This window comes from Nocardiopsis valliformis DSM 45023 (genome assembly GCF_000340985.1).
In the GTDB taxonomy this organism is placed as follows: Bacteria; Actinomycetota; Actinomycetes; order Streptosporangiales; family Streptosporangiaceae; genus Nocardiopsis; species Nocardiopsis exhalans.
The window spans coordinates 179,969-204,399 of sequence record NZ_ANAZ01000013.1 but is presented as its reverse complement, the minus strand read 5'-3'; the positions used below and the strand labels follow the sequence as shown (position 1 = coordinate 204,399).

Below are 24,431 nucleotides of genomic sequence, written 5' to 3'. Positions count from 1 at the left end.
CCATCCCGCACCGGACCGCCCCGATACCCATCGTCGAAGCGCTTCGACAATCCCCCGTATACCTTCCCACCCACCCCCTAACAGAAGGACACCCCGTGTTCACCGAGATCGAGAACGGCTTCGAGTGGCGCGGCAGCCACCAGGTCCTACGCGCCCAGGCGTGGGGCTCCGACGGCATCCGCGTCCGCGCCGCACTGTCCAACATCCGAGAGGACCTGCCCGGTGCCCTGGACAGCCCACCTCCGGGAGAGGCGAGGGTCAGCCTCGGCGACACCGCGGTCCTGGTCAGCGGCTCCCTCACCCTGGAGGCGAGCGGTGACGGTCAGCTCCGCTTCACCCGCGACGGCGTGGAACTGCTCGCCGAGGAGCGCGCCCACTTCTGGTGGCCCGGCCCCCGCGTCTACACCTCCACCGGCAACGGCTACTACCGGATCGAACAGCGCTTCCGGGCCCACGAGGACGAACGCATCCACGGGCTGGGCCAGCACACCCACGGACTGTTCGACCAGAAGGGCGCGGTCATCGACCTCGTTCAGCGCAACGCCGAGGTCAGCGTGCCCTTCCTGGTCTCCTCGCGCGGCTACGGGATGCTCTGGAACAGCCCGGCCACCGGCAGGGTCGAACTCGCCGACAACGGAACCCGGTGGGTGAGCGACAGCGCCCGCCAGATCGACTACTGGGTCACCACGGGTGAGGGCCCCGCCGACATCCTGGCCCGTTACGCCGACGCCACCGGACACCCCCCGATGCTGCCCGGGTTCGCCTCCGGCTTCTGGCAGTCCAAGCTGCGCTACCGCACCCAGGACGAGCTGATGGCGGTGGCCCGCGAGTACCGGCGGCGCGGCCTGCCGCTGTCGGTGATCGTCAGCGACTTCTTCCACTGGACCCACCTGGGCGACTGGAAGTTCGACCCCCGGGAGTGGCCCGACCCCGAGGCCATGGTGGACGAGCTCCGCGAGATGGGAGTGGAACTCATGGTGTCGGTGTGGCCTTCGGTGAGCCCGCTGAGCGAGAACCACGCCGAGATGCTGTCGAACGGCTACCTGGTGGCCACCGAACAGGGACCCCCGGTACACGCGGACTGGGCCGACAAGGGCGTGGACTCCCAGGTGCAGGTCTCCTTCTACGACCCCACCAACCCGGACGCCCGCGAGTACCTGTGGGAGCGCGTCCGCCGCAACTACCACTCCCTGGGGATCCGGGTCTGGTGGCTCGACGCCTGCGAACCCGAACTCAAGCCGGGCCACCCGGAGAACCTCCGGTACCACGCCGGGCCCGGCACCGAGGTGGGCAACATCTACCCGCTCGAACACGCCCGCGCCTTCCACGAGGGGATGCTGGCGGCGGGTGAGCGGGAGGTGATCACCCTGTGCCGTTCGGCCTGGGCGGGGAGCCAGCGGTACGGCGCCGCCCTGTGGTCGGGGGACATCGCACCCACCTTCGACTCGCTGCGCACCCAGGTCCGTGCCGGGCTCAACGTCGCCATGTCCGGCCTGCCCTGGTGGACCACGGACATCGGAGGGTTCCACGGCGGGGACCAGGAGTCTCCCGAGTACCGGGAACTGATGGTCCGCTGGTTCCAGTACGGGGTCTTCTGCCCGCTGTTCCGGCTCCACGGGTACCGGGAGCCGTTCACGCACGACCTCTACCCGGAGATGTCCGGCGGCCCCAACGAGGTGTGGTCCTACGGGGAGGAGGTCTACGGGATCCTGCGCGAACTGCTGTTCCTGCGCGAGCGGCTCCGCCCCTACGTGATGGACCAGATGCGCGTCGCCCACGAGAGCGGGCTGCCGCCGATGCGCCCGGTGTTCGTCGACTTCCCCGAGGACGCGAACGCCTGGCGCGAGGGGGACCAGTTCCTGCTGGGGCCGGACGTCCTGGTCGCCCCGGTGACCGAGTACGGGGCGCGGACCAGGGACGTCTACCTGCCGGAAGGCGCCTCCTGGACCGACCCGTGGACGGGGCGGACCCACCCGGGCGGCACGGTGATCACGATCGACGCGCCGCTGGAGCGGGTGCCCGTGCTGCTGCGCGAGGGGACCGAACTCCCGATCAAGGGCTGAGTCGGCCGCGCAGGACCGCCGAACCGCCGCCCGGCACCGTCAGGTCCGCGGCCACTGAACCGGTCAGCAGGTCCACGGCGCCGGGGGCGAGCCCCCACGGGGCGGAGTCGACCCGGAAGGGGGTTTCGGTGTGGTTGAGCACGAAGATCCAGGCGAGGTCTCCATCGGCGCGCCGCACCACCTCGACGCCCGCACCCGGTTCCCCCGCGCCCGGTCCCCCCTCGGGGCCGGGCGCGGGCCGCAGGTCATCGGCGGTGGCGTCCGGCCCGGCGCCCTGCGGACCGATCCCGGCGAGCAGGGCGCCCAGCGCCGTGTCGTCCAACCGGACGGACAGGTACCAGGCGGTTCCCGAGCCCCGGCGGTTGCGGGTCAGGACGGGTTCCCCCGGGAAGGGGCCGGACCGGTGGACGGCCACCGCCTCCGCCCCGGTCAGCCGGACCGCCTCGGTCCAGCCCCGGACCGGGCCGAGGCCGGTGTCGAACAGCTCCGTGTCCGGGGCGGGGCGCAGCTCCTCCACCCGGACGCCGAGCAGCTCGCGCAGCGCGCCCGGGTAACCGCCGGTCCGCACGGTGCCCCGGGGGTCGGCGATGTCGCTGAACGGGGTCACCACGAGGGTCCCGCCTCCCTCCACGTAGTCCGTCAGGTGCTCGCTCGCCCGGTCGGACAGCAGGTAGAGCGAGGGCACGACCAGCAGCGGCAGCTCGGGCAGCGGCCGGTCGGGGCGGACGAAGTCCGTGGTGCGGCCCGACCGCCACAGCACCCGGTGGACCTGCCGCACCGCTTCCAGGTAGTCCAGGCCCGAGTCGGGCAGGGAAGCGGCCCCCATCGCCCACCAGGACTCCGGGTCCCAGGTGATCGCCGCGTCGGCTTGGACCGGGGCGTCCGCCACCTCGGAGATCCGGGACAGCGCGGTGCCGAGTTCGCAGACCTCGCGGAAGATCCGCGAGTCGGGCCCGGCGTGCGGCACCATCCCCGAGTGCCACTGTTCGGACCCGCCCCGGGAGGCCCGCCACTGGAAGAACATGGCGCCCCGGGATCCCCGTGCCACGTGGGACAGGCTGTGCCGGACGATTTCTCCGGGTGCCTTGGCGACGGTCCGCCCGGGTGTGTACACGACCCCCGCGGCCTGCTCCGCCAGCAGCCAGGGACGGCCGCCGCCGGGGACGCGTGCGGCGTAGGAACGGGCGAGGTCGGCGGCGAAGGCGGTCTGGGCCGCCGCCCCGGCGCCCGGAGCGGACGGGTAGTCGTCCACGGCCACCAGGTCCACGTGTTCGGCCCACTTCCACGGGTCGACCGGGACCCAGCCGCCGAAGGCCCAGTTGGTGGTGACCGGCACGGCCGGGTTCGCCGCCTTGAGCACCGAGCGCTGCGCCAGGTAGTGGTCGAGCATCGCGTCGGACAGGAACCGCCGGAAGTCCAGGACGTGGGCCGGGTTGGCCAGGTACTGGGTCGCGCGCGGGGTCTGGACGTGTTCCCAGTCCGAGTAGTGCTGGCTCCAGAAGGCGGTCGTCCAGGCCTCGTTCAGGGCCGTCAGGTCTCCGTGCCGCCTGCGGAGCCACTGCCGGAACGCACGGTCGGCGTGGGCGGAGTGCGACCAGGTGCCGTACTCGTTGTGCACGTGCCACAGCCGCAGTGCCGGATGCGCGGAGTACCTCTCGGCGAGGGCGCGGACGATCCGCTCGCAGGCCGCCCGGTAGGCGGGTGCGGTCACGTCGTAGGTGTCCCGGCTGCCGTGGGTGAGGCGTACGCCTTGGGCGGTGACCGGCATCGCGTCGGGATGGGCCGCCCCGAACCACGGCGGCGGGGACGCGGTGGGGGTGGCCAGGCAGACGCCCACTCCGGCCTCGTCGAGCCGGTCCAGTTCGCGGTCCAGCCAACCGAAGTCGAACTCCCCCTCGCGGGGCTCCAGCAGCGCCCAGGAGAAGACCCCGACCGTCACCAGGTTCACCCCGGCCCGGCGCATCAGTTCGGTGTCCTGGACGCGTACGTCCTCGGGCCACTGCTCGGGGTTGTGGTCTCCGCCGAACCACAGGACGGACATGGCACACGCTCCCTCGAATCCACTGACACGACCCGCTAAGGATGCCCCGTGAGACCAGCAGGCGACAGCCCCCCGGACCGAACCGTCCGCACCCGTCATCCCGTCCGGGACTGGGAGGACGCGCTGATCAGCGGGAACGGGCGCCAAGGGGTGCTCGTGCACTCGGATCCGGAGCGGATCCGGCTTACCCTCTCCCACGAACGCCTCTTCCTCCCGGTCCAGGAGGCACTGCCCGCACCGCGCACGGCCCCGATCTTGCCGGAGCTGCGGGCGCTCCTGAGGAGAGGGCGCGCCCGGGACACGGCCGAGCGGATCACCGCGCTGGCGGCGGGGGAGGGGTACGAGGGCACCCACTGGATCGATCCCCTGGTCGGGGCCGCACGGGTCGCCTTCACCCCTTCCCGCCCGGTGGCCGGTCCGGTTACGAGGTCCTGTGACCTGAACACGGGAACGGTCACCGAGGAGATGCCAGACGGCACTGTCCACCGGGTGTTCGCCTCCCGCGCCGACGACGTCGTGGTCTGCGAACTCGACCGACTGTCGGGGCTGGAGGGGATGCTCGCCCTGGAGGTGCTCCCCGGGAGCCCGCCGGTGCCGCTGCTGGTCGAAACCGCTACCGCGCCCGGTCGGCTGTCGCTCACCGCGGCTTTCCCGGACCGGCCGGAGGGCGCGACGGCCGGGTACTCGGTGACCTGCGGGGTCACCGCGGAGGGCGGGACGGTCCGGGTGGAGGGGGAGCGGCTCCGCCTCCGCAGCGTCCGGCGGCTCGTCCTGCTGCTCCGGACACGGGTGGCGGAGCCGGGCGCCGAACAGCCGCCCGAGCCCGGGCCCCTCCCGGCGGCGGGCCGAGGTGTGCTGTGGGAACGGCACCGGCCCCTGCACGCGGACCTCATGGACCGGTTCAGGGTGCGCCTGGGCGGCGGGGCCGCTCCCGAGCGGGTCGCCCGCCTGGTGGACGCCGGGCGGTACGCCGTCGTCTCCGCCGTCGGAGACCTCCCGCCCACCCTCCAGGGGGTGTGGAGCGGAACCTACGACCCGCCCTGGCGTTCCGGGTACACCTTCGACGGCAACCTGCCCTCGGCCCTGGCGGCCCTGCATCCCACCGGCACCCCCGAGCTGATGCTCCCGCTCTTCGACCTGCTGGACGGCTTCGCCGACGACCTGCGGGAGAACGCCCGGCGCCTGTACGGGTGCGACGGGATCCTCGTGCCCGCGCACGCCTCGACCAGCGGCCGCCACAACCACTTCGGCCCCGAGTGGTGCCTGACCTGCTGGACCGCGGGGGGCGCCTGGATGGCGCGCCTGTACTGGGACCACTACTCCTACACCCTGGACCGCGGCTTCCTGCGCGAGCGGGCCCTACCGTTCCTCACCGAGGCGGCCGAGTTCTACGACGGCTTCCTCGGCGTGGACGGTTTCTCCCCGTCCTACTCGCCGGAGAACACCCCGGCCGACGGGGACGGTCAGGCATGCGTCAACGCGACGATGGACGTGGCCGCCGTCCGCGACCTGGCGCGCAACCTCGTGCGCGCGCACCGGGCACTGGGGGTGCCCGGTGCCCGCAGGTGGGTCCGGCTGGCCGCCCGGCTCCCCGGGTACCGGATCAACGCGGACGGGGAACTGGCCGAGTGGGCCACGGCGGCGGGACCGATGGCCCAGACCGACCGGCACGCCCACCGGCACGCCTCCCATCTGTACCCGCTCTGGTACGAGCGGGATCCCGCCTTCGCGGATCCGCGGCTGGCCGGGGCCGCGGCCCGGACGGTACGCGCCCGGCTGTCCTGGTGGCGTGGCCAGGAGGCGGACGAGATGGCCTTCGGGCTGGTGCAGCTCGGCCTGGCCGCGGCGTCTCTGGGAATGGCCGAGGAGGCCTACGAGACGGTGTCGCTGCTGGCCGAACGGTACTGGCGGCCGACCATGGTGCCCACGCACAACCGGGGGAGGATCCTCAACGTGGACATCGGCGGGGGCTTCCCCGCTCTGGTGGCGGCGATGCTGCTCGGATCGGCGCCGGGGAGGCTGGAGGTGCTGCCCGCGCTGCCCCGGGCGTGGCCGTCGGGCCTCGTCGAAGGGCTGCGCGCACGCGGCGGCGTGGCGGTGGAACGGCTGGAGTGGGGCCGGGGGAGGGTGGCGGTGCAGCTGTGCTCGGAGCGGGGCGGTCCGCTGCTCGTCCGTATGCCAGACGGAAATCGGCGGGTGCGGCTGGAACAGGGAGTCACCACACGTTTGCACGGGAAATTGCCAGCGTCCTGAGTGCAGGTATCGAAGCGCTTCGAAAATACTCGGATAACCCCCGTTGACGATCTGTCACCGTGAATACACACTGGCGGCAGGATTCTCGGCGGGTGGGTTTTCCGCGCCGTCCCCCGAGATGAACCCCCTACGGAGGAGCCCGCTCATGCCCGGATCCAGGACATCTCACGAACGAACATGGAAGCGATCCCATTCAGTTGGGGCGGCGGTGGCGGGCACGGCGGCCGCGGCGTCCCTGGCCCTCACCGCCTCCCTCACGGGAGCCGTGACGGACGTGCAGGCGCACACCGCCTCCGCCCAGACCCCCTACACCTGGGACAACGTCCAGATCGCCGGCGGCGGCTTCGTTCCCGGGATCGTCTTCAACGAGACCGAGCCGGATCTGGCCTACGCCCGCACCGACATCGGCGGAGCCTACCGCTGGGACCCCGCCGCCGAGCGCTGGCAGCCCATGCTCGACTGGATCGGCTGGGACGACTGGGGCTGGACCGGCATCGTCAGCCTGGCCACCGACCCGGTCGACCCGGATCGCGTCTACGTCGCGGCGGGCACCTACACCAACGACTGGGACCCCAACAACGGGGCGATCCTGCGGTCCGAGGACCGAGGCCTGACCTGGGAGGCGACCGAGCTGCCCTTCAAGCTCGGCGGCAACATGCCCGGCCGCGGCCTGGGCGAGCGCCTCATGGTCGATCCCAACGACAACAGCGTCGTCTACTTCGGTGCGCGCGGCGGCCACGGCCTGTGGCGCAGTACCGACCACGGCGCCACCTGGGCCGAGGTCGAGGAGTTCCCCAACCCCGGGGACTACGTCGAGGACCCAGACGACCCGTGGGGCGTGCACGACGACATCACCGGGGTGACCTGGGTGGAGTTCGACCCGCGCACCGGCTCCGAGGGCTCGGTCACGCAGGACGTCTATGTGGGCGTCGCCGACCTGGAGAACACCGTCTACCGGAGCCAGGACGGCGGTCAGAGCTGGGAACCGCTCCCCGGCGCGCCCGCGGGACACCTGCCCGCGCACGGCGTGCTCGACCACGAGGGCGGACAACTCTACGTGGCCACCACCTCCACCCCCGGCCCCTACGACGGGGACTCCGGCGACGTGTGGCGCTACGACACCGCCGAGGAGGAGTGGAACAGGATCAGCCCCGTCCCCTCCGACACCGAGGACAACTACTTCGGTTACGGCGGGCTGACCATCGACCGGCAGAACCCGGACACCCTCATGGTCGCCACCCAGATCTCTTGGTGGCCGGACATCCAGATCTTCCGCAGCACCGACCGCGGCCAGACCTGGACCCAGGCCTGGGAGTACGGCTCCTACCCCGAGCGGGTCAAGCGCTACGAGATGGACATCTCCACCGCGCCCTGGCTGGACTTCGGCGGCAGCGGCGAACCGCCCGAGACCCGGCCCAAACTCGGCTGGATGACGCAGGCCATGGCGATCGACCCGTTCGACTCCGACCGGTTCATGTACGGGACCGGGGCCACCATCTACGGCAGCGACAACCTCACCAACTGGGACTCCGACACCACGTTCGACATCGACGTGAAGGTGCACGGGCTGGAGGAGACCTCCATCCACGACCTGGCGGTCCCGCCCGGCGGTCCCCTGGTGTCGGTGATGGCCGACATCGGCGGCTTCACCCACCACGACCTCGACGAGGTGCCCGCCCGGATGCACCAGCAGCCCTACTGGGGCAACGGGACCAGCGTGGACTTCGCCGAACTCGACCCCTCCCTGCTGGTCCGCACCGGCAACGCCGAGGACGACGCCACCTCCCACATCGGGATCTCCGACGACGGCGGGGACACCTGGTGGCAGGGACAGGAACCCGGCGGGGTCACCGGCGGTGGAACGGTCGCCGTCGCCGCCGACGGCTCTTCGGTGGTCTGGAGCCCCGAGGGCACCGGTGTGCACGTCTCCACCACCCGCGGCTCCTCCTGGACCGCCTCGACCGGTGTCCCCGAGGGCGCTCGTGTGGAGGCCGACCGGGTCGACCCGGACGTGTTCTACGCGGTCGCCGACGGGGTGTTCCACACCAGTACCGACGGCGGGGCCACCTTCACCGCCTCCGGCTTCGACGGCCTTCCCGACGAGGGCAACATCCGCTTCGGCGCGGTACCCGGCCACACCGGCGACGTGTGGGTCGCCGGCGGGGACCCGGACGGCGCCTACGGGATGTGGCGCACCACGGACGCGGGCGACAGCTTCGAGCGGATCGGCGCCGTGGACGAGGGCGACGCAGTCGGCTTCGGCGCCCCGGCGCCGGGTGAGGACTACCCGGCCGTCTACACCAGCTCCCGGATCGACGGGGTGCGCGGCATCTTCCGCTCCGACGACGCGGGCGCCACGTGGGTGCGGATCAACGACGACCAGCACCAGTGGGGTTGGACGGGCTCCGTGATCGCCGGTGACCCGGACGTCCACGGGCGGGTCTATGTCGGCACGAACGGCCGCGGCATCGTCTACGGCGACCCGGCGGAGGGGAACGGCGGGACGGACCCCGAGCCCACCCCCTCGCCCTCACCCACCGCGGACCCGGACCCCTCGCCCAGCCCTTCGCCGGACCCCACCGACGGTCCGGGCGCGTGCGAGGTCGACTACGACGTCAGCGCCACCTGGCCCGGCGGTTTCCGGGCCGACGCGGCGGTGACCAACACCGGCTCGGAGACGGTCGAGGGCTGGGAGCTGGCCTGGGACTTCACAGCGGGTGAGGAGGTGACCAGCCTCTGGAACGGCTCCCACACCCAGACGGGCGCCACCGTCACGGTGACCGCGCCCGCGTGGAACAGCCGGATCGCCCCGGGCGAGGCGGTGTCGGTGGGCTTCAACGGGTCCGCGGACGGCGACCCCGCCGCGCCCGAGGGGTTCACCCTGAACGGACAGGCCTGCGACTGATCCGCTGACCTGGGGCATCCGGCACACGGGGCCGGGAACCGGACGTCCGGTTCCCGGCCTCCCGCACGGCCTCGCCCGTGAGCGGTGATCACCGATGCCTCGGACGTCTCCGGGCGGGTCCACGTCGGCACGAACGGCCGCGGAATCGTCTACGGCGATTCCGTCCACTGGAACTCCCGCCACGACGGACGTGCGTCCGGCACAGTGGTGCCATGAACGGTGCTGTTACGGCGGCCATGGCTGAGGACGCACGGCTCAACCGCCTCGCCGACGAGGCGGAGCGGGAAGGGAGTGAAGACTCCGTCTCCCTGGAGGAGATGGCCCGTCAACTCGCTCAGCGGCGGGAGTGAACCGGCACACCACCTGGTTCACTCCCGCCGCCCAGCACGCGAGACGCCGGACGCCGCGTGGCGCGGCGGTCAGGATCCCGCGTCGGTGACCCCAGCTCCGTCTGCGGCGGCCTCAGCCCTTGACGGCGCCGATGATGACGCCCTTGGTGAAGTGCTTCTGCACCAGGGGGTAGATGAACATGACCGGCACCAGCGCCACCACCACGATCGCCATCTGGATGGCCAGGTTCGGCGCCGACGCGGTGCCCTGGACCGCGTCGCCCACCGCCGAGCTGGAGCTGATCTGCTGTCCCTGCTGCACGTACTGGCGCAGCACGAGCTGCAGGGGCCACTTGGAGTTGTCGTTGATGTACAGGACCGCGTTGAAGAAGGCGTTCCAGTAGCCCACCGCGTAGAACAGGCCGATCACCGCGGTGACCCCCTTGGACATGGGCAGCACCAGCCGGGTGAGGATCGTCCACTCGTTCGCCCCGTCCACGCGGGCGCTGTCACCGATCTCCTGGGGCAGGTTCATGAAGAAGGCCCGCATCACCACGAGGTTGAACGCGTTGACCGCGGTGGGCAGGATCAGCGACCAGTAGCTGTCGATCAGTCCGAGGTCGCTGACCAGCAGGTACAGCGGGATCATCCCCGGGGCGAACAGGAAGGTCAGCAGCACCGCGAACAGCAGCGGACGGTGCCAGAGCGAACCCGGACGGGAGAGCCCGTAGGCGGCCAGAATGGTCGCGCCCAGGCTCACCGCGGTCCCGACGAGGGTGACCCCCAGGCTCACCAGTACGGCACGGGTGACCACGCCGCCGCTGAACAGGTCGGCGTAGGCCTGGAACGACAACCCGTCCGGGACCACCACCAGGCCGCCCGCCGCGTTGACCGCGGAGGCGGTCGACAGGCTGGTCAGCACGACGACGTACAGCGGGAAGAGCACGACCGCGGCGATGCCCACCAGGACGGTGTTCTTCGCGAGCCGTGAGGGAAGAGCCGGTCGTTCCGCCCACACGGGGCGGTCCTGGAAGAGTGTGCTCATGCGCGCCTGTAGATCCCGTTCTCGCCCATCTTGTGGGCCACCTTGTTGGCGACCAGGATCAGCACGAGCCCGACCAGGCCCTTGACCAGGCCCGCCACCGCCCCCGCGCTGAAGTTCCCGGTGACCAGCGTCTGGTGGTAGATGTAGGTGTCGAGCACCTCGGACACGCGGGAGCCGAAGGCGTCCCGCTGCAGGAAGAACTGTTCGAAGCCGACGTTGAGGATGTCACCGAGCTTGAGGATGAGCAGCAGGATGATCACCGGCCGCAGGCCGGGCAGGGTGATGTGCCACATCCTGCGCCAGCGGCCCGCGCCGTCGACCGCTGCCGACTCGTAGAGGTTCGGGTTGATCGCGGCCAGCGCCGCCAGGAAGATGATCGTCCCCCACCCGGCGTCCTTCCAGATCATCTGGGAGGTGACCACGAACAGGAACGCGTCCGGGTCCGTCATGATCTCCAGCGGCGCGTAGCCGTTCTGCCGCAGCCACTGGGAGAACAGCCCGGCTCCGCCCAGGATCTGCTGGAACAGCGTCACCACCAGCACCCACGAGAAGAAGTGCGGCATGTACACGATGCTCTGCATCAGCAGCCGCAGCCGGGGGCTGAGCACGCTGTCCAACAGGATCGCCAGCGCGATCGGGATGGGGAAGAAGAACAGCAGCTGTACCCCGGCGATCACGAGCGTGTTGCCCACGGCCCGCCAGAAGCGCGGGTCGCCGAAGAGCCGTTCGAACTGTGCGAGCCCCACCCACGGGCTGCCGGTGACGCCGTCCCAGGGGTTGTAGTTCTGGAAGGCGATGACGTTGCCCAGCGTCGGCGCGTAGTGGAAGAGGGCCAGCAGGCCGATGGCCGGGACGGTCATCAGCAGCAGTTGCCAGTCGCGGTGCAGCCGGGCCCGCAGGGAGGGGCGCCGGGCCCGGCTGCGCGGCTTGGGACGGCGTTCGGGCCGGCCGCCGCCCGACCCGCCCCGCGGGGGCGGGGGAGCGACGGCCGTGCCGGTGCCGTCCACGCGCTCAGTCACGGCCGTGTTCCTGGAGGACCTCCATGTAGAACTCCCGCCCCTCCTCGCCGCCGTCGCGGCGCCAGTCGTCGATGGCGGTGTCCAGGCTGGAGAGGTCCTCGCGGCCGCGGATGATGTTCTCCACCCGGTCGTTCAACGGCAGTTCGGCGGCGGAGAAGCGCTCCGGGCGCTGGATGCGGATCCCGGTGAAGGGGTCCTCGTCGGCGTAGGCGATCGCGTCGTTGTACCAGGCGACCTTCCAGTCCACGAAGTCCGGGTACTGGCTCTCGGTGATCGCCGGCGGGCGCCCGCTGATGAAGTAGTAGCCGTCGCTGACCTCGGAGTTGCCCAGATCGGTGAGCTCGGGGGCCCCGTGCTCGTTGCGTTCGTGGTGGACCCCCTCCTCCCCGTACCGGTAGTCCATGTACTCCTGGGTTCCGAAGGGCGCCGCGCAGAAGTTGACGACGGCGAGGATCTCCTCCACCTCTTCGGGGTCCATGTCCTTGCGGATGAACACCGACTGGCTGGAGGGGTCGTTGCGGTGCAGCACCGGGGTGCCGCCGTCGTGGCCGAAGACCGGCAACAGGTCGAGGCGGAAGTCGGGGTTGTCACCGAGGATCTGGGCGTAGGCCTCGTTCCAGCCGCCCAGGCCGTCCTGGGCGAAGATCAGCTGACCGGAGTTGAGCAGCTCCTTGGAGTTGTCGCCCTGGGCGACCAGGTCGGGGTGCACGAGTCCGGCGTCGAAGACGCGGCGCATGAACTCCACGCTGGCGCGCCACTCCTCGGTCTCGAACATGTGGACCAGCTCGCCGTTCTCGTACCGCCACTGCCTGGGCGCGCCGAAGATCTGGCGGGCGGTCAGGGTGAAGTCGCCGAACGCCCAGCGGTTGTTGTCGGGGTCGTTGAGCTCCTCGCCGAGTTCGAACAGCTCCTCGGCGCTGGTGGGGGCGGCCAGGCCGTACTCGCCCTCCAGGAGGTCGCGCCGGTAGAGCACCCAGTTGCTGAAGGGCTCGGAGGGCCAGGGGATGCCCTGGAGGCGTTCGTTGAAGACGTTGGCGCGCCAGGCGTCGCTGTCCAGGTTGGCCAGCAGCGGGTAGGCCAGGCCCGCGTCCCCGGCCAGGTAGGGGGTCAGGTCCTCGAACAGTTCACCGACGGCCCGGTTGAACTGGGGGATCAGGTTGATCACCCAGTCCGGGAACATCGTGATGTCGGCGACGTCCCGACCGGCGACGACGGCGTTCATCTTGTCGATGATCGTGTTGCCGTCCTGGAAGTTGAACTCGACCGTGGTGCCGATCCGCCCGTTGACGTGCTCGTAGAAAGAGTTGTTGCCCAGACCGGGGGGGATCGGCCCCCACATGGGGGTCATCGCCGTGTAGTGCCCGCCTGAGCCCCGGACGTCCCCGGCGGCTCGGACGAAGGTGTCGGGGTAGGAGGTGAAACCGTCGGGGGCTCCGCCGGTCCCGGGGAGGTCGGGGCCGACCCCGTCGAATGCTCGGAAGGTGGGGATCAGGTCGTCCAGGTCGGTTGATGCGGAGGCCGATCCGCCGCCGCCGGTGTCCGCGCTGCCGGAGCAGCCGGAGAGCAGACCGGGGGAGAGCGCGGCGGCGCCCGAGGCGCCCATCAGACCGAGGAAGCGACGGCGGTTCGGAGCCGGAGCCGGGGGGAGGGACATCACGGTCGTTCCTTTGCTCGGCCCGGGCCGTCAATGCCCGGGGGTAGGAAACGCTAGACCATTTTGATATGAATTTAGTTGTTCGATCGAAGAGTCAAATTACTCCAACGTGATCTAGCACACAAGGCCTCTGCGGCTCAGAGTCGAAGCGATTCGATTTCGATACGAAGCGGCTCGGTCCCAGCTGGGAGAAACGCCCTGATGAGTACCCCCCACCACACCCGCCAGAGCACCGAAGACCGGGTCGAGGACCTGCTCCGGAGCATGACCCCCCGGGAGCGGCTGAGCCTGCTCCACCAGTACCAGGCCCCGGTCGAACGACTCGGCGTCCGCGAGTTCCGGACCGGTACCGAAGCGCTGCACGGGCTGGCCTGGCTCGGCGAGGCCACGGTCTTCCCCCAAGCACTCGGCCTGGCCGCCAGCTGGGACCCGGGGCTGCTCCGCCGTGTCGGTGCGGCCACCGCCACCGAGCTCCTGGCGGTCCGCCGCCGGGACCCCGCGGCCGGGCGCAACGTATGGGCCCCGGTGGTCAACCCGCTCAGGGACCCCCGGTGGGGGCGCAACGAGGAGGGCTACTCCGAGGACCCCTGGCTCACCGGAACGCTCGCCGCCGCCTACGCCGGGGGCCTGGCCGGGGACGGGCCGCGTCCGCGCACGGCACCCACGATCAAGCACTTCCTCGGCTACAACAACGAGACCGACCGCTGCACCACCTCCAGCGACCTGCCGCCCCGCGTGCTGCGCGAGTACGAGCTCCCCGCCCACCTGCCCGCACTCCAGGAGGGTGTCGCCGTTGCGGTCATGCCTTCCTACAACCTGGTCAACGGCAGGCCCGCCCACCTGAGCCCGCTCATCAACAGGGTGCTGCGCCGCGCCGCACCCGACCGGATCCTCGTGGTCAGCGACGCCCACGCGCCCGCCAACCTCTTCGGGCTCCAGGGCTTCCACCCGGACGGGCCCACCGCCTACGCGCACGCCCTGCGCGCCGGGCTGGACAGCTTCACCCAGGACGACGACCGGCCCGAGACCACCCTCTCCTACCTGCAGGAAGCCCTCGACCGGGGCCTGATCGGCCAGGAGGATGTCGACGAGGCAGCACGCAACATCCTCTCCGTCCGGTTCCGCCTGGGCGAGTTCGACCCCGAACCCGAAGGCGACGAGGTACCCGAGGAGGTCGTGAACTGCCCCGGACACCGGGCCCTGGCCCGGGAAGCCGCCACCCGCTCACTCACCCTGCTGCGCAACGAAGGCCTCCTGCCGCTGCGGGCGGCCTCGCGGATCGCGGTGATCGGCCAGCTCGGCGACACCGTCCTGGAGGACTGGTACAGCGGAACCCTCCCCTACGCCGTCACCGCTCGGGAGGGCCTGGCCGAGCACTGCGAGGTGGAGTTCGTCGAGGGAACGGACCGGATCACCCTGGAGACCGGCACCGGCCGGGTGGTCGTGGGCGCTGACGGCGGGCTCCGGGTGGAAGAGGGGACCGGTCCCGAGCAGTCCGGGCAACCCGAAGCGGCAGAGAAGACGGCCTCCTTCGACCTCTTCGACTGGGGCGGGGGAGCGCACGCCCTGCGGTCGGCGGCCACCGGACTCCACGTGGACGAGGCCCCCGGGGACGCCCTGGCCTGCACCGCTCCCGGGCCTGGCACCTGGGAGGTCCGCCAGACCTTCCGGCTCGACGAACTTCCGGACGGGCGGTTCCACCTCGTCCAGGTGCACACCGGCCGCCCCGTCACCGCCGACGGGGACGGAACGCTCCGGTTGGGCGGGCAGGGCACCGCCTTCCGGGTGCGCGGACTGGGGTCCGGGGCGCGGGCCGCCGCCGAGGCCGCAGCCCGAGCCGACGTCGCCGTGGTGGTGGCCGGAGACCACCCCATGGTCAACGGCCGCGAGACCGAGGACCGGGCGGACCTGGAACTGCCCGCCCGGCAGGAGCAGGTGCTCAAGGCGGTCCACGGCGCCAATCCGGACACCGTCCTGGTGCTGAGCAGCGGGTACCCGTACGCCGTGACCTGGGCGGACGAGCACGTCCCGGCGATCGTGTGGTCGGCGCACGGCGGCCAGGAGTACGGGCGGGCGCTGGCCGACGTCCTGCTGGGGGCGGCGGAGCCCGCGGGCCGCCTCACCCAGACCTGGTACCGGAGCGCGGACGACCTCCCGGACCTGCTGGACTACGACGTCATCACCGCGGGCGGAACCTACCTGTACTTCGGCGGAGACCCGCTCTACCCCTTCGGGCACGGCCTCGGGTACGCCCCGGTCGCGTACGGCCGGGCCGAGGTGACGGTCTCCGGCGGCAGGGTCACCGTCGAGGTGCCCGTCACCAACACCGGTGACCGGACGGCCGAGGAGGTCGTGCAGGTCTACACCCGTCAGTTGGACTCCCGGGTGCGCCAGCCCTTCCGAGCCCTGCGGGGCTTCGCCCGCCTGCGGATCGCGGCCGGACGGACCGAGACCGCCAAGGTCTCCTTCGACGTCGAGCGGCTGGCGGTCTGGGACACCATCGGGGACCGCTTCGTGGTCGAGGAGGCGCCCAGGGAGGTCCTGGTGGGGCGCTCGGCCCTGGACGTGGTCGCCACCGCGCCCCTGGACGTGCCCGGGGAGCCGATCCCCGCCCGTGACGCCTTCACCGCGTGGGCGGCGGACCGCTACGACGACGCCTCCGGGGTCCGGCTGTGCCCGGTCAGCCCCGAACCCGGCCCCGGCCCCGGCGTTCCCGAAGACGCGGTGCCCGGGGACGCGGTGCGCGCTCGGGCCGCCGGAGCGTGGGTCGCCTACCGGGACGTGGACCTCGGCGGCGGCGCGACCGAACTCCGGTTGAGCGCCAACGCGCCCCGGGCGGCCACCGTCCGGCTGCGCCTGGACGACCCGGTCACGGGCGAGGTCGCCGGAGAGGCCGTGATCCCTGAGAGCGGCGGCGTCTACGACTTCACCGATGTGCGTACCCCGGTCCGCGGCGCCTCGGGGCTGCGCGACCTGTACGTGGTCTTCGAGGACGAGGGCACCGCCGTGGCGGAGCTGGTCCTGGGCGGCTCCTGAGCCCCGCTCCTCCCGGACCGGTCCCGCCCCTCCCCGGCCGGTCGGTCCGCGAGGCCCCCTGTCCAAAACCGGGACCCGGGCGCAGGATGGACCGTGGACCGTGGACCGTGGACCGAGAAGAGACGAGTGAGGGGCGGCCGAACGTGCGCGTGCTGGCACTGGAGCGGATCGACACCGACCGGGCCGACCTGGTCGGCGGCAAGGCGGCCGGACTCGCCGAGGCGATCCGGGCGGGTGAGCGGGTCCCCGCCGGGTTCTGTGTCACCACCGAGGCCCACCGGTCGGGCGAGGTGCCCCGTGACGAGGTGGCCGCCGCCTACGAGGCACTCGGCGGCGGCCGGGTCGCGGTGCGCTCCAGCGCCACCGCCGAGGACCTGCCGGACGCCTCCTTCGCCGGGCAGCAGGACACCTACCTGAACGTGGAGGGTGTGGACGACCTGGTCGCGGCGGTGCGCCACTGCTGGGACTCCCTCCGGACCGACCGTGCGCGGGCCTATCGCCGGGACCGGGGGATCGACGAGGCGTCCGTGCACATGGCGGTGGTCGTCCAGCGCATGATCGACCCCCGGGCGGCGGGCGTGCTCTTCACCGCCGACCCGGTGACCGGCACCCGGGGCGAGACCGTGCTGGACGCGGTGCCCGGCCTGGGGACCGCGGTCGTCGACGGCACGGCCGACCCCGACCACTACGTGGTGCGGCCGGACGGGAAAGTGGAGGGCCCCGGCGACGGCGGCTGTCTGACGGCGGAAGAGGTAGAAGCGCTCCGTGCGTCGGGGGAACGCCTCCAGGACCACTTCGGCTCGCCCCAGGACGTCGAGTGGGCGATCGACCGGGACGGGACCCCCTGGGTCCTGCAGTCCCGGGCGATCACCACGCTCTTCCCGCTGCCGCCCGGCCGTGACGACGGGCCCGGCGTCTATCTGGAGGCCGGCCACATGCAGGGCATGCTCAGGCCCTTCACCCCGCTGGGCTTCGCCTCCCTCACCGAGCTGACCCGGGACTGGTTCTCCTCGCTGTCGGGGGGTGGTGCGTCGGGTCTGGAGTCCTGGCTGGTCAACGTGGGCGGGCGGCTCTACCTGGACCTGACCGCACTGGTCCGCGACCCGAGGACGCGCGCCATGGTGCCCGAGGCGCTCGGTATCTACGGCCCTGGAGCCGTCCGGGCGCTTCAGCACCTCCTGGACGACCCGCGGTTCGCGCCGCGGCAGGGGCGTCCGCTCCGGGCGGAGGCGGTTCTGCGCGGTGTGCGGGCGGCGGCGCCGGTGCTGGCGAAGGTCGCGGCGGGCGCCGCCCTCGCGCTCTGGGATCCGGCCCGGACCAGGGAGAGGGTGTTCGCCCTCGGAGAGCAGGCGCGGGCCGGGACGTCGCGCACCCCGGAGTGGGTGGTGACGGCCCGGGACCGGGTGGAGTACGCCCGGCACCTCCAGAGTCCGGTGATGTCGGAGCGGATGCTGCCCATGCTCGGCCCCCTGTACGCGGGCCTGACGGCCGCGAAGCTGCCCGAGCACCTGCTCAGCGGGGTCGCCGAACCGTCGGAGGTCGCGGCGGTCCTCGGCGGGATGCCGCACAACGTCACGACCGCCATGGACCTGGAGCTGTGGCGGGTGGCGGAGCGGGCCGGGGAACACCGGGAGCTGCTGACCGGCACGCCGCCGGGGGAGCTGGCCGAACGCTACCTGGCGGGTGACCTGCCGGATATCGGACTCACCGGTTTCCTGGCCGCGTACGGGCACCGGAGCGCCGCCGAGATCGACATGGGCGTGCCGAGGTGGGCCGAGGACCCGGCGCCGGTGTTCTCCGCGATCGCGAACTACCTCCAGGTCAGCGATCCGGAGCAGTCGCCGGAACGCAGGTTCGCGGCCGCGGCCGAGCGGGCCGTCCGGATGCGGGACGAGCTCGTGTGCAGGCTCGCCGCGACCAGCCCGCTCCGCGCGCGGCTGACCGCCTTCCTGCTCGACCGGGCGCGCGAGCTGTCGGGGCTGCGGGAGTACCCCAAGTTCGTGTGGTTGTATGCGCTGGCCGAGGTGCGCCGCCAGATGCTGCTGGTGGGCGCGGAACTGGTCGGACAGGGGCGGATCGACCGGGCGGACGACGTGGTGTTCCTTGACTTCGAGGAGGTGCACGACCTGCTGGACGGGGCCGACCTGCGCGGGCTGGTGGCGCAGCGCAGGGCCGAGCACCGGCGTGAGCTCGGCCGCCGCCGAGTGCCCTCGCTCCTGCTCTCGGACGGGACCGACTTGGCGGTGGCGCTGCCCGCGCTCCCTTCGGGAGAGGGAGTGGAGGGTGAGCTGACGGGTGTCGCGGCCTCCCCGGGGACCGCCACCGGGGTGGCGAGGGTGGTGTACGACCCGGCGGGCGCGACGCTGGCCCCTGGGGAGATCCTGGTCGCGCCGACCACCGACCCCGGGTGGACGCCGCTGTTCATGACCGCCGGAGGGCTGGTCGTGGAGACCGGGTCGGTGGTGGCGCACGGGCCGACCGTCGCCCGTGAGTACGGCATCCCCTGCGTGATCTGTGTTCCCGGGGTCACCGAGCTGGTCCGCGACGGCCAGACGATCACCATCGACGGGTCCGCGGGCACGATCCGCGTGGAGGAGCCCGAGGAGCCCGAGGAGCCGGGTGGACTCGGCACGGGGGAGGACTGAGTAGACCCCTCCCCGCACCAGCGGTCGGATGCGCGCACCGGGGACAGCGGCAAATTCAGAGTCAAGTATCGGAAAGGCGCCCCAAAAAATCTCGGATTGGTAACGAGGGCTCTGGGTAAGGGTTCTGACATGAACGAGCACACGGCACACCCCCGTTCCGCTTACCGACATCCCAGGGCCCTGTTCGGCCGGGTACAGATCTACGCGCAGAACAACCCGCGCGCCTACGCCGTCAGGGCCGTCCTCATCGGTTTCCCCTTGTTCATGCTGCCCCCGCTGCTCTTCTGTGTATTCCTGATCGGCGAGTGGAGGCTCCTGCTTCCGCTGCTCCTCGGACTGGTCGTTCCGATGGTGGTCATGGGCGCGCTGATGATCCTGTTGATGCCCAAGCTCATGCGAAAGACCCTCGGCACGTCCACCCTCGCGTCAGACACCGACCCGGTGGACCTGTTGGAGGCCAAGCGCCAGCTGCGCCGCGGCGGTCTGCACGAGCGCGAGGAGGTCAACCGGGTTGCCCGCGTGGTCGCGGCGCAGGCCGAAGCCAAGGTCAACTCTCCGAAGTTCGTCAACGCCATGGGCCTGATCGGTGCCGCGTTCTTCGCCCTGCTCGCGGCCCTGGCCTACACGGTCTCCGGGGCCGACTCCACCTTCTGGCAGCAGGTTTCGCTGACGCTGGTGTTCCTGTCCTACCCGGTTCTTCTCGGCCCCTGGGTCAAGCGCTACCGTCAGCGCGCCCGGGATTTCGCCGAACTCTACGACAACCGCCGGATCGCCGACGAGGCGGAGCGCTACCTGGTCGGTAGCGGCTAACCCCTGATCGCCCAGCTCGCCTGAGCCCCCAGCGCCCCCGGGACGGCGGTACACCGTCCCGGGGGTGCCCCCTGTCCCGCGGGGCGACCCCGCCCCGGGCGCACCGGCATGCGGCCCGGGACGGGGAGCCGGTGAGGACTCCGGGATCAGCGAGTGCCGAACAGGTGCTCCAGCGCGAGCTGGTCCAGCCGCTCGAAGTGGTAGCCGCGCTGGCCGACGGCCTCCAGGTCCAGGTCCTCCTTGAGCAGGTCCGCGATGCTCTCACCCGGAGAGAGCGTGGACTCGGCCAGCTCAGGGACCCGTGCGGCGGCCAGGGCGGCGGCCACCTCCGGGTCGGCGCGGAAGGCGGCGGCCTTCTCCTTGAGGATCAGGTAGTTGCGCATGCAGCCCGCCGCGGACTCCCAGACCCCGGACATGTCCTCGGTGCGGGGCGGCTTGAAGTCGAAGTGCCGGGGGCCTTCGTAACCGGAGCGCTCCAAAAGGTCGACCAGGAAGAAGGCCTCCTTGACGTCGCCCGCGCCGAAGCGCAGGTCCTGGTCGTACTTGACGCCGCGCTGCCCGTTGAGGTCGATGTGGAAGAGCTTGCCCGCCCACAGCGCCTGGGCGACGCCGTGCGCGAAGTTGAGTCCGGCCATCTGCTCGTGGCCGACCTCCGGGTTCACCCCGACCATCTCGGGGTGCTGGAGCTCGTTGATGAAGGCCAGGGCGTGGCCGACCGTGGGGAGGAGGACGTCGCCGCGCGGCTCGTTGGGCTTGGGCTCGATCGCGAAGCGCAGGTCGTAGCCCTGCTCCCGGACGTAGGAGCACAGCACGTCGAAGGCCTCGCGCAGCCGGTCCAGGGCGGCGTGGTCGTCCTTTCCGGCTTCGGTCTCGGCGCCGTCCTGGCCGCCCCAGCACACGTACGTCTTCGCCCCGAAGGAGACCGCGAGGTCGATGTTGCGGATGACCTTGCGCAGCGCGTAGCGGCGCACGTCCCGGCTGTTGGAGGTGAACCCGCCGTCGCGGAAGACGGGGTCGGTGAACAGGTTGGTGGTGACCATCGGGACGGACAGGCCGGTCTCGTCCAGGGAGCCCCGGAACCGCTGGAGGATCGCGTCCCGTTCGGTGGACGAGCTGCCGGGCGGGATGAGGTCGTCGTCGTGGAAGGTGATGCCGTGCGCGCCGAGGTCAGCGAGGCGGCGGACGGCGTCGACCGGGTCGAGCGGGGGGCGGACGGGGTCGCCGAAGGTGTTGACTCCGCGCCAGCCCACGGTCCACAGGCCGAAGGTGAAGCGGTCCTCGGGGGTGGGCCGGTAGTCGGTCATGCGCGCTCCTGAGGGTGATCGATCCGCGGAGGGTCCCGGACGCGATCAGTTTGTCTAGAGTCACAACTAATTGTCAACGGGCACCGCGCAGAAGGAGGGTTCCGAGTGGGTGCGAAAAAGGCCCCGATCCTCTGACCAGGGCCTTTCTCTGAACTTGGGGGCTACTTGCGAACGGAATCGAGGAGCGCCGTCCACTCGCTGGTCTCGAACACCAGGTGCCCGAGATCCCTGTTCTGGGTGTCTCGCACGACTGCTCCGGTGGGTAGACCGGCGACTTCGACGCAGTCGCTCCGGTCGCTGTAGGAGGACTTGCGGAAGGTGAGGTCTTCGCTGGGGAGGTGCATGGCTGAGTCCTTCGCTGGAGGTAGGAGTCCGGTTGCTCATGCACAGCCCTGCCCAAGGCCGCGCCCCGCCCTCAGGGGAAAACGTCCCGAATCCCTGACCGCCTACGGCCAGGTAAGAGCACTTCCCGCCCCGGGCCGCTCGGGGTAAGGTTCCGCTGGAGTCAAACGTAGGAGCCCCGACCGCATGTGGTCGGGGCTCCTACGTTCGCCTTGGCGGGGAACTTTCGCCAGCCGCTCGTCGCGGAATCAGAATTGGTCGCTGCCGACGGCCTGGCCCACGGAGAAGGTGTGCCGGGACGCCGCACAGATGGTTTCGAGGGCGTGGATCGGGGTGTCCTCGCTGGAGTGGCTGACCCTGAGCACCTGGACGACCCATTCGCCGGGGATCTCCAGGAGGTCGGCTTCGTAGGGGGTCGCGGGACGCGCTGTCAGGGTTTCCACGGCGTGGTCGAAACGGTGCCCGAGATCCTCGATGGCGGCCTGCAATGTGGGAAGTACGAACCCTTCGCCGTCGAGTCGGGTGTTCTCGCCGACGTCCACGCGGAAGTACGAGGTCGAGATCCTGACCGGGACGCTGTTGGCCCAGAACATCTTGCGGCGGGCGATGACCGGATCTCCCGGTTCGACCCGCAATCCCTGTGCGACGTGCTCGTTCGCGGGCTCCTGGCCGACGAACAGCATCTTGCGGTCGGGGGTCAGGCCCTGTTGTGCGGCCTCGGTCAGGTAGAGCGACTTGGAACCGCGTGTGCTCGGAGGAGTCGGCAGCGCGCGCTGGACGAGCACTCGGGGCTGGGGTCCCAAAGGGCCGGTCGGGGCCTTGTGGCCGGGTTCCTCGCCGCCCGCCTTCTTCATCTGGGACACGCGCCCCGGGGACACGCCCAGGTGGCGAGCGATGTCCTCTTGGCGCATGCCGCCCTGTTGCGCCTCGATGATGGCTCCTCGGCGGATTCGCGAGAGCTCCACGCTCTGCCCCTGCAAGCTGGTCATGGCGGCGGAAGCCGCACGAGCTCTGTCCAGGGGGTCCGGCGTGGCCGCGATGTCGTGCAGTGTCCTTGCGTCCAAGGCGAATCCTCACTTCGATTACTCCACCAGAACTTTAGCCCCCCTATTGTGCTCGCTGGAAGAGGGGGTACTGTCGTCGCACGCGAGGGTTTGGCCCCTATAAAGTCGATGCTTCGTCGTCGGCGTGCAGGTGGCGGAGCGGTTGGCGGTCACACATCCAGTGTGCCCGAGGCCGCCGGATCTGAGCGTGGCGCCGCATGGTCTGGCTTGGCGGTCACGGTCATGCGGTGCCCCCTGACGACCTGTCCCGCCGGACTTTCCATCCGGTGCCTGACACAGGAGTTCGCCCGTGCCGCGATACCTGAACCTGTCCGAGCTAAGGAGACCAGGTGGACGCCAAGAAAATCCTGCTCACCCACAACGTGGCCGTGGTCGCGGCTGTGATCGTGATCCTGGTCGGCAGTCTGACCACCGGCATCATCTGGTGGGTCTGGGCGGCCATGGCGGTCATCCTGGCCGTCACGATCGGGCTGAACATCACCTACGCGCGCACCCGATAAGCGCGGTCGCACCGCGCCCCCGCTCCACCACTCGGCGGAGCGGGGGCGCTTTCGTCGTGGTCCCTACTTGCCCTTGAGGATCTGGTCCACACGGCCGGTGGAGACGCCGATCATCTCGCCCACCTCGCGCATGGATCGCCCAGGGCGCAGATCAGCGACGGCCTCGGCGCGGATCGTCTTGATCTCCTTCTGGGCGTGGTTGAGCGCGTCGATGAGGTCCGCTGCGGCGCGGGTGCGATCGACAGGGTCGGTGATGGCTCGGAGCTGTTCGGTCAGGTGGGTGAGGGAAGTGGTGTCCATGCACAAGATTCTAGGGACCCCTGGGAAAAACTTCTAGGGGCCCCTATGTGTTCATAGGTGCGACAGAGTAGAGGGGAGGTGAAAAGGGTGACACTCTTCCAGGTGGTCACGCTGGCGATCGCGGACGTAGTCCTCCTGCTGGCGCTGGTCCGGTTCATCCAGGGTTGCCCCGAAGCGGGCAGGGGAAGCACATGACCGGACGCCACCGTCAGCGCCACCGCCGTCAGAAGCTGTAAAGGCGGACCCCCAACCTCCTCACAGGAAGGCAAGCATGACGACTCGAACGGCCGTCCTCATTTCCTGGGGCACCCTCGCATTCGCCCTGGTCGCCCTCATCACAGGAATCGTCACCCAGAACACCGCCTGGTGGCTCTGGGTCATCTGGGGTGGCTTGGCCGTAGGGGTGGCCACCCTGCACATCCTGGCCCGCCGCGCCGACCTCATGTAGGCCCGGTCGAACAAGACCGCCCCGCACTGCCGCCTTGAGCTCTGGCGGTGGTCGCAACACCCTGCCCCCCCCGGGAGCGCCGCGACTACGTGTAGAGCGCGCGAGCAGAGTGCGCGGGATGCGGCTGATGCGTGGGATGCGGCACCCGGGGCCATGGCCACGAGCCTCCAGGACCATGGTCACCGTTGCGCCCCGCGGGTCTATCCGGGCAACCCTGTGGGCTGCTGTGATGGGCGTTGTGGCTACCCCGGGCCGGGAGGGGACCCGAGGGTGGCCACACGGTCCGTTCGGAGGCCCATCCTGCGGACCGTGGGGTCGGCGCCGCCCGCCACGTTCGGGGGGAGTGGCGCCGACCCTTTTACTACGCGGCCACGAGTTCACCGAGGGTCTGACAGACGGGGGTTCGTGAGGGTACGGCGGCCAGTACACGCGGACCGGCCCATCCCCGCGTGAGCGGGGCTCACACACGCCGGATCCCGTCCTGCATGTCCACCTACTTCGAGGGCTTCGAGTCCCGCGCCTCGTGCATCCACGCCAACGGCGAACGCCCCACCGCGAGCTTCGCCAGCCGCTGCGCGTTGTCCGCCCTCAACGCCGCCAACTCAGAGGTGGGGTGTTGCGACGACCACTGGAACTCAACCTGAAGAAGTGGGTGCGGGGCCTTTCGCCGTTA

The 24,431-nt window shown here is 70.9% G+C and carries 18 protein-coding genes; 10 read left to right on the top strand and 8 right to left on the bottom strand.

Annotated elements, in window-relative coordinates; all coding sequences use genetic code 11:
- Positions 1–95: 95 nt before the first annotated feature.
- A complete protein-coding gene (locus D457_RS0114675) occupies positions 96–2,063 on the top strand; it encodes a glycoside hydrolase family 31 protein (protein ID WP_017581424.1) in 1,968 nt (655 codons plus the stop codon).
- Here D457_RS0114675 and D457_RS0114670 read toward each other — a convergent pair.
- Complete coding sequence (locus D457_RS0114670; RefSeq protein WP_017581423.1) at positions 2,053–4,104, bottom strand: beta-galactosidase; 2,052 nt, start codon at positions 4,102–4,104, stop codon at positions 2,053–2,055. The genes D457_RS0114675 and D457_RS0114670 overlap by 11 nt on opposite strands.
- A 48-nt stretch (positions 4,105–4,152) precedes the next feature.
- Here D457_RS0114670 and D457_RS0114665 point away from each other — a divergent pair, with 48 nt between their 5' ends.
- The 3 genes from D457_RS0114665 to D457_RS32575 all read left to right on the top strand — a co-directional run bounded on the left by D457_RS0114665 (position 4,153) and on the right by D457_RS32575 (position 9,612).
- Positions 4,153–6,357, top strand: coding sequence for a glycosyl hydrolase family 95 catalytic domain-containing protein (locus tag D457_RS0114665; RefSeq protein ID WP_026116663.1), 2,205 nt, complete (start codon positions 4,153–4,155; stop codon positions 6,355–6,357).
- A gap of 145 nt (positions 6,358–6,502) precedes the next feature.
- Positions 6,503–9,262: a cellulose binding domain-containing protein gene (locus D457_RS0114660; protein WP_026116662.1), complete on the top strand. Its 2,760-nt coding sequence runs from the start codon at positions 6,503–6,505 to the stop codon at positions 9,260–9,262.
- A 212-nt stretch (positions 9,263–9,474) separates the two neighbouring features.
- Positions 9,475–9,612: a hypothetical protein gene (locus D457_RS32575; RefSeq protein ID WP_239646107.1), complete on the top strand. Its 138-nt coding sequence runs from the start codon at positions 9,475–9,477 to the stop codon at positions 9,610–9,612.
- A 112-nt stretch (positions 9,613–9,724) separates the two neighbouring features.
- Here the strand turns inward: D457_RS32575 and D457_RS0114650 are convergent, their stop codons facing one another.
- From D457_RS0114650 to D457_RS0114640, 3 genes are read right to left on the bottom strand one after another with little or no spacing between them, the layout of a single operon-like run.
- The gene (locus tag D457_RS0114650; protein WP_017581419.1) at positions 9,725–10,636 is read right to left on the bottom strand and encodes a carbohydrate ABC transporter permease; all 912 of its coding nucleotides are present in this window, start codon (positions 10,634–10,636) and stop codon (positions 9,725–9,727) included.
- On the bottom strand, positions 10,633–11,655 hold the full coding sequence (locus D457_RS0114645; RefSeq protein WP_017581418.1) for an ABC transporter permease: 1,023 nt from the start codon (positions 11,653–11,655) through the stop codon (positions 10,633–10,635). Before D457_RS0114645 ends, D457_RS0114650 begins: the two co-directional genes overlap by 4 nt.
- The gene (locus D457_RS0114640) at positions 11,648–13,309 is read right to left on the bottom strand and encodes an extracellular solute-binding protein (protein WP_017581417.1); all 1,662 of its coding nucleotides are present in this window, start codon (positions 13,307–13,309) and stop codon (positions 11,648–11,650) included. Before D457_RS0114640 ends, D457_RS0114645 begins: the two co-directional genes overlap by 8 nt.
- A gap of 201 nt (positions 13,310–13,510) precedes the next feature.
- On the opposite strand from D457_RS0114640, the gene D457_RS0114635 reads away from it, so the two are divergent.
- From D457_RS0114635 to D457_RS0114625, 3 genes are all read left to right on the top strand, one after another.
- The gene (locus D457_RS0114635; protein ID WP_017581416.1) at positions 13,511–16,345 is read left to right on the top strand and encodes a glycoside hydrolase family 3 protein; all 2,835 of its coding nucleotides are present in this window, start codon (positions 13,511–13,513) and stop codon (positions 16,343–16,345) included.
- A gap of 143 nt (positions 16,346–16,488) precedes the next feature.
- The gene (locus D457_RS0114630) at positions 16,489–18,990 is read left to right on the top strand and encodes a PEP/pyruvate-binding domain-containing protein (protein WP_017581415.1); all 2,502 of its coding nucleotides are present in this window, start codon (positions 16,489–16,491) and stop codon (positions 18,988–18,990) included.
- A gap of 129 nt (positions 18,991–19,119) precedes the next feature.
- Complete coding sequence (locus D457_RS0114625) at positions 19,120–19,800, top strand: hypothetical protein (protein WP_017581414.1); 681 nt, start codon at positions 19,120–19,122, stop codon at positions 19,798–19,800.
- 146 nt (positions 19,801–19,946) lie between these two features.
- Here the strand turns inward: D457_RS0114625 and xylA are convergent, their stop codons facing one another.
- From xylA to D457_RS0114610, 3 genes are all read right to left on the bottom strand, one after another.
- A complete protein-coding gene (xylA, locus tag D457_RS0114620; RefSeq protein ID WP_017581413.1) occupies positions 19,947–21,104 on the bottom strand; it encodes a xylose isomerase in 1,158 nt (385 codons plus the stop codon).
- A gap of 161 nt (positions 21,105–21,265) precedes the next feature.
- On the bottom strand, positions 21,266–21,448 hold the full coding sequence (locus tag D457_RS0114615) for a DUF397 domain-containing protein (protein ID WP_017581412.1): 183 nt from the start codon (positions 21,446–21,448) through the stop codon (positions 21,266–21,268).
- A 246-nt stretch (positions 21,449–21,694) separates the two neighbouring features.
- Positions 21,695–22,510 (bottom strand): GntR family transcriptional regulator, encoded by an 816-nt coding sequence (locus tag D457_RS0114610; protein ID WP_017581411.1) that lies wholly within the window; start codon positions 22,508–22,510, stop codon positions 21,695–21,697.
- A gap of 329 nt (positions 22,511–22,839) precedes the next feature.
- Here D457_RS0114610 and D457_RS36175 point away from each other — a divergent pair, with 329 nt between their 5' ends.
- The gene (locus D457_RS36175) at positions 22,840–23,010 is read left to right on the top strand and encodes a hypothetical protein (protein WP_017581410.1); all 171 of its coding nucleotides are present in this window, start codon (positions 22,840–22,842) and stop codon (positions 23,008–23,010) included.
- A gap of 63 nt (positions 23,011–23,073) precedes the next feature.
- On the opposite strand, the gene D457_RS0114600 is transcribed toward D457_RS36175, so the two are convergent.
- Entirely contained in the window at positions 23,074–23,310 is a 237-nt protein-coding gene (locus D457_RS0114600; RefSeq protein WP_017581409.1) for a hypothetical protein, read from the bottom strand.
- A gap of 271 nt (positions 23,311–23,581) precedes the next feature.
- On the opposite strand from D457_RS0114600, the gene D457_RS36170 reads away from it, so the two are divergent.
- Complete coding sequence (locus D457_RS36170) at positions 23,582–23,758, top strand: hypothetical protein (RefSeq protein ID WP_017581407.1); 177 nt, start codon at positions 23,582–23,584, stop codon at positions 23,756–23,758.
- Positions 23,759–24,243: 485 nt separating this feature from the next.
- The gene (locus tag D457_RS36660; protein ID WP_017581406.1) at positions 24,244–24,402 is read left to right on the top strand and encodes a hypothetical protein; all 159 of its coding nucleotides are present in this window, start codon (positions 24,244–24,246) and stop codon (positions 24,400–24,402) included.
- Positions 24,403–24,431: the final 29 nt, after the last annotated feature.